Raw genomic sequence first — 10,652 nt, 5'->3', positions numbered from 1 at the left:
CGATAACACAAAAAGTATTCCAAATATTGTGTTAAAGTTAATTATTTTTTAAGAAGAATTTTTGGAATAAATTATTTCCGTTTAGAAGCAAAAAAACGAACCATTAAATCGGCTGCTTCATTAGCTAAAACCCCTGAAACCACTTCTGTTTTTGGGTGAAGTTGGGTCCCCATCTTTATAAAACCTCTTTGTTCATCTCGGGCTCCAAAAACGATTTTAGAAATCTGACTCCAATACAACGCACCGGCACACATTTGACACGGTTCTAACGTAACGTAAAGCGTACATCCTTTTAAATATTTTCCACCCAAGTAATTGGCAGCAGAAGTGATGGCTTGCATTTCGGCATGAGCCGTCACATCGTGGAGCAATTCGGTTAAATTATGTGTTCTGGCGATGATTTTATTGTCCACCACAATTACCGCACCTACCGGAATCTCGCCTTTTTCAAAAGCAGTTTCAGCTTCTTGCAAAGCTTTTTTCATGAAATAGGTATCGTTGAAAGGATTTTCCATAGAAACAAAAATACAATTTCAATTCGTACATTTGTCCTATGGTTGATAATTTACTGCAACATATCGAATTTCCTTCTGATTTACGCAAACTCAACGTAAATCAATTACCGCAATTGGCCCAAGAATTACGCGACTTTATCATTGATATTGTTTCCGTAAAAGAAGGACATTTGGGAGCGAGTTTAGGTGTGGTAGAACTCACGATTGCTTTGCATTATGTGTTCCATACTCCGGAAGACTTATTGGTTTGGGATGTTGGTCATCAAGCCTATGGTCACAAAATATTAACCGGAAGAAAATCAATTTTTCATACCAATCGCCAATTAAATGGCATTTCAGGTTTTCCGAAGCGAAGTGAAAGTGAATATGACGCCTTTGGTGTTGGGCATTCATCTACTTCTATTTCCGCGGCCTTGGGCATGGCGATAGCTTCTCAATTAAAAGGAGAAAACAAACACCATATTGCGGTGATTGGCGATGCTTCGATTACAAGCGGAATGGCGTTTGAAGGGTTGAATCATGCCGGAGTTACTGATGCTAATTTACTCGTGATTTTAAATGACAACGCGATAGGAATTGACCCCAGTGTGGGAGCATTGAAAAACTATTTGACTGCAGTAAAAGAAGGCAAAAATCCGAAAGTCAATAATATGATTAAGTCGCTCAATTTTGATTATTCAGGTCCAATTGACGGACATGATTTAGTAGCGGTGATTTCGGAATTGGAAAGATTGAAAAATGTAAAAGGTCCGAAGTTTTTGCATGTGATAACCACCAAAGGAAAAGGACTTCAAAAAGCGGAAGAAGATCAAGTAAAATACCATGCTCCGGGGAAATTTGATAAATTAACCGGAGAAATTCATCTCAAAGAAGAAAGCCATTTGCCTCCAAAGTTTCAAGATGTTTTTGGGTTGACATTGGTAGAATTGGCTCAACAAAACGAAAAAATTATTGGTATAACGCCAGCGATGCCAACGGGAAGTTCGCTCAAATTCATGATGGATGCTTTTCCGGAAAGAGCGTTTGATGTTGGCATTGCAGAACAACATGCTGTGACTTTATCAGCTGGAATGGCAACACAAGGAATGGTTGTTTTTTGCAACATTTATTCCACTTTTTTGCAACGAGCGTATGACCAAATGATTCATGATGTGGCGTTGCAAAATCTTCCTGTCATTTTTTGTTTAGACCGAGCCGGTTTGGTTGGCGAAGACGGAGCCACGCATCACGGCGTTTTTGATATGGCCTATTTGCGATGCATCCCGAATATGATTATTTTTTCGCCACGCAATGAAATTGAATTGCGAAACATGCTTTACACTGCTCAATTGGGATTAAATCATCCAATCGCAATTCGGTATCCGAGAGGAAGAGGTGAAATAGTCGATTGGCAACAACCGTTTCAAAAAATTGAGATTGGAAAAGCTACTTTATTGAAAAAAGGGACAAAAACAGCGATTTTATCTAATGGTTTTATAGGACGAAATGTATCTTTGGCTCTAGCCGAAATGGAAAATGCAGCCTTATTTTCGCATATTGATTTTCCGTTTGTGAAACCGCTGGATGAAGAACTTTTACATTCCATTTTCAAAGAATATGAAAAAATCATAACTATTGAAGACGGGACAATTATTGGCGGATTTGGTTCGGCTATTGCTGAATTCAAATCAAAATATAAGTATAAAAATGACCTTCAAATACTTGGAATTCCCGACCAATTTATTGAACAAGGAACTATAGAAGAACTACAACGTTTTAGCAAAATTAGTGTAGAAAACCTTATTGTTGTTTTGTCAACTTATTCAAAATAGTGATTTTTGCATTTTGCAACTCAACCTTTACTGATGAAATATACGTTTTTTACGCTCCTTTTCATTCTTACTTTTGCTGCAAATGGGCAAATTTTAGAAAATGAGACAAACCCCACCAAAAAAGACACATCCTATTGGAGTCATAAAAATCAGGCAGGATTAGATTTTAGCCAAATTGCTTTTGTGAATTGGAATGCCGGTGGAAACAGCTCCATTTCAGGATTACTAAAAGGTGATTTTGTTCGAAAATATGTGAAGGGAAATGTCATTTGGAACAATGAAATGTCTATTCGCTATGGGGTAAACAAGCAGGAAGGCAGAGAACTACGAAAAACAGATGATGCTTTTACCTTTTTATCGCATTATGGTTATCGAAAAGTAGAAAGTTCGAATTGGTTTTATTCAGCTCGTTTTAATTTCAATACACAATTTACGAATGGATATGCTTATCCAAATACAGATAAATCTATTTCAACCATTTTTGCTCCTGCCTACATTTTTTTAGGTGTTGGTTCTGAATATAACCGAAAAGATAAAAATTTTAATATCTACTTTTCACCTTTAACCGTAAAAACTACTTTAGTTCTTAATCAGCGATTAGCCGATTTAGGATCCTTTGGGGTAACAAAGGCTTTATTTGATGAAGAGGGTAATCTATTGAGGCGTGGAAGAAAAAGTAGAAATGAAGTAGGATTGTTAGTAACAAATTATTGGAAGAAAGAATTTTATAAAAACATGTTTGTTGAAAACAGACTTTCCTTGTATTCAGATTATATCAACAACTTTGGAAACATAGATGTAGATTGGCAGATTCAAATGGAAATGGTGGTCAATAAATATGTGAGGGCGAATATTGGTGTTCATTTGATTTACGACGACGACATCAAAGCGAAAGAAGAAGTGAACGGTCAACAAGTTACAGTAGGCCCAAAAATTCAGCTTAAACAAGCATTAGGAATTGGATTAATCTATAGTTTTTAAACAAAAATGCCGAAGAACTTTCTTCGGCATTTTTTATCGTGTAAAAACTGATTTAGTTTTTAATAATCTTTTTAGAGAAACTCAATTGATCTGCTTCAACATTGATGATATACATACCGGATTGAAGGTGAGACAAGTTGATTTCTTTTGAAGAATTGAATGAAGCTTCATTTTCAGCATATACAATTCTTCCATTCAAATCTGTCACTCTTAAAGAAATTTTACCTAAGAACTTGTTAATTTGAATATTGAAAATTCCGTTTGAAGGGTTTGGATAAACATAGAACATTTCGTTGTTTACAAAATAATCAACTGATAAGGTACAATTTGGTCCATCTGGTGGAACGGCATAATCTTCAATTTGATCTGTAGCACTTGTTCTACTTCCTGAAGAGGCGTTTAAGCCTAAACCTCTATTAGCAAAAACCGCCCAAATCATACAAAAATCTTGACCACCTGTGGTCGCTTGGTCTGCTGCAATTAATGCATTTCTAGCTTCCACAAATGTAGGAGAACATGGTTGCAATTTTAAGCCATCTAATACTAATTGCATTATTTTATTATTTCCACCTGTACCAGTATAAATATTCGGATCATATCCATATTTATTGATATACGCCCACGTTAAATCCCAAAGCATTGTTGCCCATACCGATCCAACACCGTGTGGAATCGCTTCAGTATTTGAACTTGCAAATGTCATTGGATTTAAGGCCGTACTTGTACTATATGGAAACGAACGAATTCCGACACCATCTGTTGATTGACTAACGGCAAAAGTTCCAATACCTCTACTAGCCGTTCCAACATCACCAGGTTTTAATTGCATCATCAAAGCAAACCAATCAGACCAACCCTCACCCATTTGTTCAGCATTGTTCAAACAACTTGAATTATTTCTTCCACCTGCCAATCGAATGGAAATTCCATGACCAAACTCGTGCGAAATAATTCCATTGTCAAATGATCCATCTGCATTAATGAATACTTCCAAAGGATCTTGTAAAGTCGCATTTACCGTTCCTAACGCCATTTGAGCAATGATAGCCTCACCGATTTCTTGTGTCACACTGATAGCCGGAATAGTAATTGTAGCATCTCCTCCACCCATAATAATATTTCCTTCCACATTATTTACAACAATTACTGCCAAAGCTCCTGCATTTTGAGCATTTTTCACTTTTTCAACAAATAAGCAATTTCCTCTTCTTACTACACAAATTTTCCCTGCAATTTCAGAAGCATTAATAGCTGGTGCACATGCTTGAGAAGGATTTGCACCACCATCACTATACAAAACCAAATTAGCAGTAATTCCATTTGGAGCCGTTGGTAATGGTACATAACCCGGATTAAAATTATTTACTCGTGTTGCATATGATCCAGCAATATTAGAAGGTGAATTTACAATCAATGAAAGTGTTGGTGGACCTACATCCCACAAAAACATTTGAACTCTTCCTCTTTGTCCATCAATAGGGGCAGAAAAGTTAGCATTATTTGTTCCTGAACCATCTTGTGCATCAGCAAAAACATAATCGCCTTGTGTTCCACCACGTCCATAGTTATTTGACTGATAATTACCATTTGCCTCGTTAAATCCATAACGGTACCATACATCATGCATGATGTTCGTCATGTAAAATAAATTCGTAATAGAAGCATCTGTATAAGAAGTTGGCTGGGCACTATTCCCACCATAAGGATAATCAAAAACTAAATTAGCTCCACCGTTAGGTGCTTGACCATTACCGTTTAAACCGGCAATATCTTCTTTTGCCCATGTATTATTTCCTCTGGTTGTAGTAAATTCTGCTCCAACTGCTCCATTAGTGTCGTGCCATCCAAAAGGTGAAGCAAGAATATCATGTGGAGTGGAAATCAATTGTCGCTGTCCGTGATTTGGACTTTCAATATTGAAAGGAAACACTCGATACGAACCAGATTGTGCTTCTACTACACTAAATTCCTCTTTTACAATTTGCTTTGTGAAAGGTATATTATGAGCATGATTAGAGTGATTAGAATCAAAGCTACAATTCACAACTAAATCAAATTTCTCTAAAATTTCACCATTAACGGCATCTACACGAACACTCCATAAGTTTTTATATTCAGGAGAATAAAAAGTAAAATCCCAAGCTAATCTGAGTTTGTTTTCTTCTGTTAATTGAAAAACTAATTTTGCAAAAACGGGTTCTTCTAAGCCAATTCCGTTAGATAATTTGTAATAATTCGTACGAATCGTTTCTTCAATAGAGAATGGTCCGGCATAATTGATGCCACTATTATTATAAGCAGCCGCTAACGCCTGACTAAATGAATACTGTGGAGTAACAGTATTTACTCTTTGAGCAATTGAAGATTCAAATCGATTGGCTACATAAAAAACCTCTCCATTTTTAATTGAAAAATTGGTTTGTGCATGAAAAAGCTCTATTCCTTGATGTCGCTGTTTGATGTAATAATTCGTGATTCCTGTGGCATCTGAATTTGCTTCACTTTCCACTATCCAATCTTGAACATCTGCAAGCGAAACCTCCAATTTTGCATAATTTTCATTCAGATAAGATTGAATTTTTGCCGTAGGGACTTGTGCATGAAGCAGACAAGAAAAAGCAAAAAGCATCAAAATCGTAATTTTTCTTCTCATTTTTTTTAATTTAATTGCCAAATATAAAATATTTAACGTTTTATTTTACAGTTTATTTATTTTTAACTTTTGTTCGCCGAAAGTATCGTGTGCATTTTCATTGCATTTCCATCACTCAATAACGAAACAAAGTGCGTAATATGTAATAATCTCGAATATAAATCGCTTTTTTCAACATGGTATTTTTCAGGTAAAAGATTCAACAATAATTTGTCATAATTCGACATTTTACCATTGTGTTTGTTTTCAAAAGCGGTAATGAATTTATCCAACAAATGATTGATGACTTGATAGCCAGTAATTTCCTTTTGAATCACTTCTTGTGATTGATAAATATTTTTTACACTTAATTTGATGATGTCATCCATTTGAGCTTTGTATTTACTTTTGTCCATCAATGCATAAGGAAAGTTTCCTTTTAAAATGGATTCTTCATTTTCTAGAAAAACTCTAACTGCATCATTAATCAGACTTCCGATGGCTAAAGCTCTTAGATAACTAATTCGGTCTTCCTTGGTTTTTAAACTATTGTATTTATTGACATCTATAGTATCTTTTACCAACTTAACCAAATATTCAAGTGCAAAATCTTCATTAACCAATCCTAAATTTATTCCGTCTTCAAAGTCAATAATGGTATAACAAATATCATCTGCAGCTTCTACTAAATAAGCCAATGGATGTCGTTCATACCCAATATCATCTCCTGTTTTATTGGGAAGTAAACCCAACTCTTCTGCTACTTCCTGAAAAAAAGCTTTGTCTTGCTGAAAAAAACCATATTTTTTATCGGCAATATTGGATGTTGGCTTTTTGGGAAGACTTTCTTTAGGATACTTCATAAAGGTTCCCAAAGTGGCATACGAAATTCTCAATCCGCCTTCATTACCGGGACGATTGGCGGTTAATACTGAAAAACCATTGGCGTTTCCCTCAAAATCGATTAAATCTTGCCACTCTTTTTCGGAAAGTTGGTCTTTGTATTGTAAACCATTTCCGTTTTTAAAATATTCTCCAATGGCTTTTTCACCTGAATGCCCGAAAGGCGGATTACCAATATCATGGGCCAAACAAGCGGCGGCAACAATGGCTCCAAAATCATTCATATGATAGCCATGCACATCTTTTAAATACGGATATTTTTCAATTATTTTTTTTCCAACCAATCTTCCAATGGAACGACCCACAACGGAAACTTCCAAACTATGCGTTAGTCGTGTATGAACGAAATCGGTCTTTGAAAGTGGTATGACTTGTGTTTTGTCTTGCAAACTTCGAAACGCTGCCGAAAAGATGATTCGGTCATAATCGACTTCAAAACCCAATCGAGTATCATCTTGTTCAGAACGTAATCGTTTTCCCGTGTCGCCTTGTCTTTTTAGCGATAAAAGTTGTTCCCAATGCATCATAATTAATCTTGTTCTTTTCCAATTTCGTCAATGGCATCATACGATTCCAAAGCTTGATTATATTTTTTAATATCAACCACAACCGTTTTAGCAATCGAATCATGCCATCCTTTAGGTTTATCAGATAAAAAAGAAAACTGTTCAAATGGAATCAATCGCGAAACTGAACGAATAAACACCGCATGAGTGGTTGGCTCTGAACCATCTGCCATTAGTACTTTTGTATTGGTAGCAAACTTACCCAATGATCTTCCGGTTAAGGATTCAAAGGTGAAATAATATATCACTACTACTATATAACCTATTAAAAAATCAACAAAAGGATTAACATCTTCTAACCAAAAAGAAAGATCATAATTCCCGAAAAACTCACTTAAAATAAAGGCAATGATCATTGGAATAACACTAATGATATTGTGAGCAAACATATCGATTAAATAATTACCAAATCGTTGACCTTGAGAAGCCAACATTTCATTGGTGATGGGAATGGTTTTAGGTTTTGAGAGATACATGAATTATACTATTTTTTATCGTTTGCCAAAAAGAAATTTTTTGATTTTTTAGGATATTGATTGTAACTGATATCGCTTGGGTTTTCGATAACCGATTTGATGTTGACTACATCGCCAAGCTTAAAATTAGCTTCGGTATATTTATAATCCAACAAATATTCGCCACAGAAATAATTCCCTTTATCATCTTTTTCAATTACTCCGGTGTAGATTCCCTTTTTTTCTTTTGACATGATTTTAAATTTGTTTTCCAAATGTACGAATTGGAATCTAATTATCTAAAATAAAAACAGCCATCAATTGATAGCTGTCTTTGAATTTAATTTGCTTTATTACGACCCACACATTTCACAATCTTCAGGTCCTGAATTTCGAGCTCTTTCAATCATGGCTCTGTATTCTTCTTGCGACATTTCAACGGGTTCGTTTACTACTGCAATGGTCTCTAATTTTTGTGGCGAAGGTTGCTCAATGATTTGAACCGGCTCTGCTTTTTTATCATTATTTAAGGTAAACTTGATGGCATCCACCGCAGCTTTGGTTCTTAAATAATACATTCCTGTTTTTAAACCGGATTGCCAAGCATAGAAATGCATTGACGTTAATTTAGCATAGGTTGCCCCTTCCATAAACAAGTTCAACGATTGTGATTGGTCAATAAAATAACCCCGTTGACGAGACATATCGATAATGTCTTTCATACTCATTTCCCAAACCGTTTTGTATAAGTCCTTAATGTCTTGTGGAATCACTTCAATATTTTGAACCGAACCATTATGACGCATAATTTCTTGTTTCAAAGATTCATTCCAAAGCCCTAATTGCACCAAATCTTCCAATAAATGTTTGTTTACTACAATAAATTCTCCTGAAAGTACTCTTCTTGTATAAATGTTAGACGTATAAGGTTCAAACGCTTCGTTGTTTCCTAAAATTTGAGATGTTGAAGCCGTTGGCATTGGAGCCACAAGCAATGAGTTTCTCACACCGTGTTCTACTACTTCTTTACGTAAACTTTCCCAATCCCATCTTCCGGATAAATCGCTATCTTTTAATCCCCACAAATTGTATTGGAATTCACCTTGTGAAATTGGCGAACCTTTGAAGGTTGAATACGGCCCTTCTTCTTTTGCCATTTCCATTGAAGCGGTAACAGCTGCAAAATACAAGGTTTCAAAAATCTCTTGGTTCATTTGTTTAGCCTCGTCACTCGTAAAAGGCAAACGCATCAAAATGAAAGCATCGGCCAACCCTTGTACTCCCAAACCAATTGGTCTGTGACGCATATTCGAATTTTCTGCTTCTGGAACCGGATAATAATTTCTGTCAATTACGCGGTTCAAGTTGCGTGTTACACGTTTGGTAACATTATATAGATTTTGATGATCAAATTTTCCGTTTTCAACAAACATTGGTAGCGAAATAGACGCCAAATTACACACCGCAATTTCATCCGGTGATGTATATTCTAAAATTTCCGTACACAAGTTAGAAGAACGAATCGTTCCTAAGTTTTTCTGATTTGATTTACGGTTTGCGGCATCTTTGTACAGCATGTATGGCGTTCCGGTTTCAATCTGAGATTCCAGAATTTTCTCCCATAATTCACGTGCTTTAATGGTTTTTCTACCTTTTCCGGCTGCTTCATACGAAGTATATAATGCTTCGAATTCGTCGCCATAAACATCACATAATTTCGGACATTCATTTGGACACATCAACGTCCAAGTAGAATCTTCTTGTACTCGCTTCATGAATAAATCAGAAGTCCACATCGCAAAGAATAAATCTCTGGCACGCATTTCTTCTTTTCCGGTATTCTTTTTTAAATCTAAAAATTCAAAAATATCGGCATGCCATGTTTCTAAATAAATGGCAAAACTTCCTTTTCTTTTTCCACCACCTTGGTCAACATAACGAGCGGTATCGTTGAATACACGTAACATCGGAACAATTCCGTTCGATGTTCCGTTTGTGCCACGAATATATGAACCTGTTGCACGCACATTGTGAATTGAAAGTCCGATACCACCTGCAGATTGCGATATTTTTGCGGTTTGTTTTAACGTATCATAAATACCGTCGATGCTATCATCTTTCATAGTCAACAAGAAACATGATGACATTTGCGGTTTTGGTGTTCCGGCATTGAATAAAGTGGGTGTTGCGTGCGTGAAGAATTTTTTCGACATTAATTCATACGTTTCTTTCACGGCTTCAATGTCATTTAAATGAATTCCCACCGAAACACGCATTAACATGTGTTGCGGACGCTCTACAATTTTTCCGTTTATTTTTAATAAATACGAACGTTCTAGTGTTTTAAAACCAAAATAGTCATAATTAAAATCACGGTTGTAAATAATCATAGAGTCCAATACTTCTGCATTGTTTTTGATTACTTCATATACCTCATCTGAAATCAAAGGAGCTTTTTGACCTGTACGTGGATTCACATACAAATACATATCGGTCATAGTTTCAGAAAATGATTTTTTGGTATTTTTATGTAGATTCGATACCGCAATACGAGCGGCCAACTGGGCATAATCGGGATGCGTTACCGTCATGGAAGCAGCGGTTTCTGCGGCCAAGTTATCCAATTCAGAAGTTGTTACACCGTCATATAAACCTTCAATTACTCGCATGGCTACCTTTACGGCATCTACTAAATCATTCAATCCGTAGCAGAGTTTTTTAATTCTGTCGGTGATTTTGTCAAACATTACCGGTTCTTTGTGCCCGTCTCTTTTTACTACATACATACG

8 protein-coding genes are annotated in these 10,652 nt (G+C 35.9%); 2 read left to right on the top strand and 6 right to left on the bottom strand.

Going from position 1 to position 10,652, the window contains the following annotated elements; translation table 11 throughout:
• Positions 1–71: 71 nt before the first annotated feature.
• Entirely contained in the window at positions 72–515 is a 444-nt protein-coding gene (locus H601_RS0108525; protein WP_026711120.1) for a nucleoside deaminase, read from the bottom strand.
• A gap of 38 nt (positions 516–553) precedes the next feature.
• On the opposite strand from H601_RS0108525, the gene H601_RS0108520 reads away from it, so the two are divergent.
• Together H601_RS0108520 and H601_RS0108515 are read left to right on the top strand one after the other, a co-directional pair.
• Positions 554–2,326: a 1-deoxy-D-xylulose-5-phosphate synthase gene (locus tag H601_RS0108520; protein ID WP_026711119.1), complete on the top strand. Its 1,773-nt coding sequence runs from the start codon at positions 554–556 to the stop codon at positions 2,324–2,326.
• Positions 2,327–2,359: 33 nt separating this feature from the next.
• On the top strand, positions 2,360–3,307 hold the full coding sequence (locus H601_RS0108515) for a DUF3078 domain-containing protein (protein WP_026711118.1): 948 nt from the start codon (positions 2,360–2,362) through the stop codon (positions 3,305–3,307).
• Positions 3,308–3,359: 52 nt separating this feature from the next.
• On the opposite strand, the gene H601_RS0108510 is transcribed toward H601_RS0108515, so the two are convergent.
• From H601_RS0108510 to H601_RS0108490, 5 genes are all read right to left on the bottom strand, one after another.
• Complete coding sequence (locus tag H601_RS0108510; RefSeq protein ID WP_026711117.1) at positions 3,360–5,960, bottom strand: T9SS-dependent M36 family metallopeptidase; 2,601 nt, start codon at positions 5,958–5,960, stop codon at positions 3,360–3,362.
• A gap of 62 nt (positions 5,961–6,022) precedes the next feature.
• Positions 6,023–7,366: a deoxyguanosinetriphosphate triphosphohydrolase gene (locus tag H601_RS0108505; protein WP_035655777.1), complete on the bottom strand. Its 1,344-nt coding sequence runs from the start codon at positions 7,364–7,366 to the stop codon at positions 6,023–6,025.
• 5 nt (positions 7,367–7,371) lie between these two features.
• A complete protein-coding gene (locus H601_RS0108500) occupies positions 7,372–7,884 on the bottom strand; it encodes an RDD family protein (protein ID WP_026711115.1) in 513 nt (170 codons plus the stop codon).
• An 8-nt stretch (positions 7,885–7,892) separates the two neighbouring features.
• Positions 7,893–8,117 carry a hypothetical protein gene (locus H601_RS0108495; RefSeq protein WP_026711114.1) on the bottom strand — a complete coding sequence of 75 codons (225 nt, stop codon included), beginning with the start codon at positions 8,115–8,117 and terminating at the stop codon, positions 7,893–7,895.
• Positions 8,118–8,216: 99 nt separating this feature from the next.
• Complete coding sequence (locus H601_RS0108490) at positions 8,217–10,649, bottom strand: ribonucleoside-diphosphate reductase subunit alpha (protein WP_026711113.1); 2,433 nt, start codon at positions 10,647–10,649, stop codon at positions 8,217–8,219.
• Positions 10,650–10,652 lie beyond the last annotated feature (3 nt).

Source organism: Flavobacterium filum DSM 17961 (genome assembly GCF_000425465.1).
Classification (GTDB): domain Bacteria; phylum Bacteroidota; class Bacteroidia; order Flavobacteriales; family Flavobacteriaceae; genus Flavobacterium; species Flavobacterium filum.
This window is presented reverse-complemented; position numbering and strand designations above follow the sequence as displayed.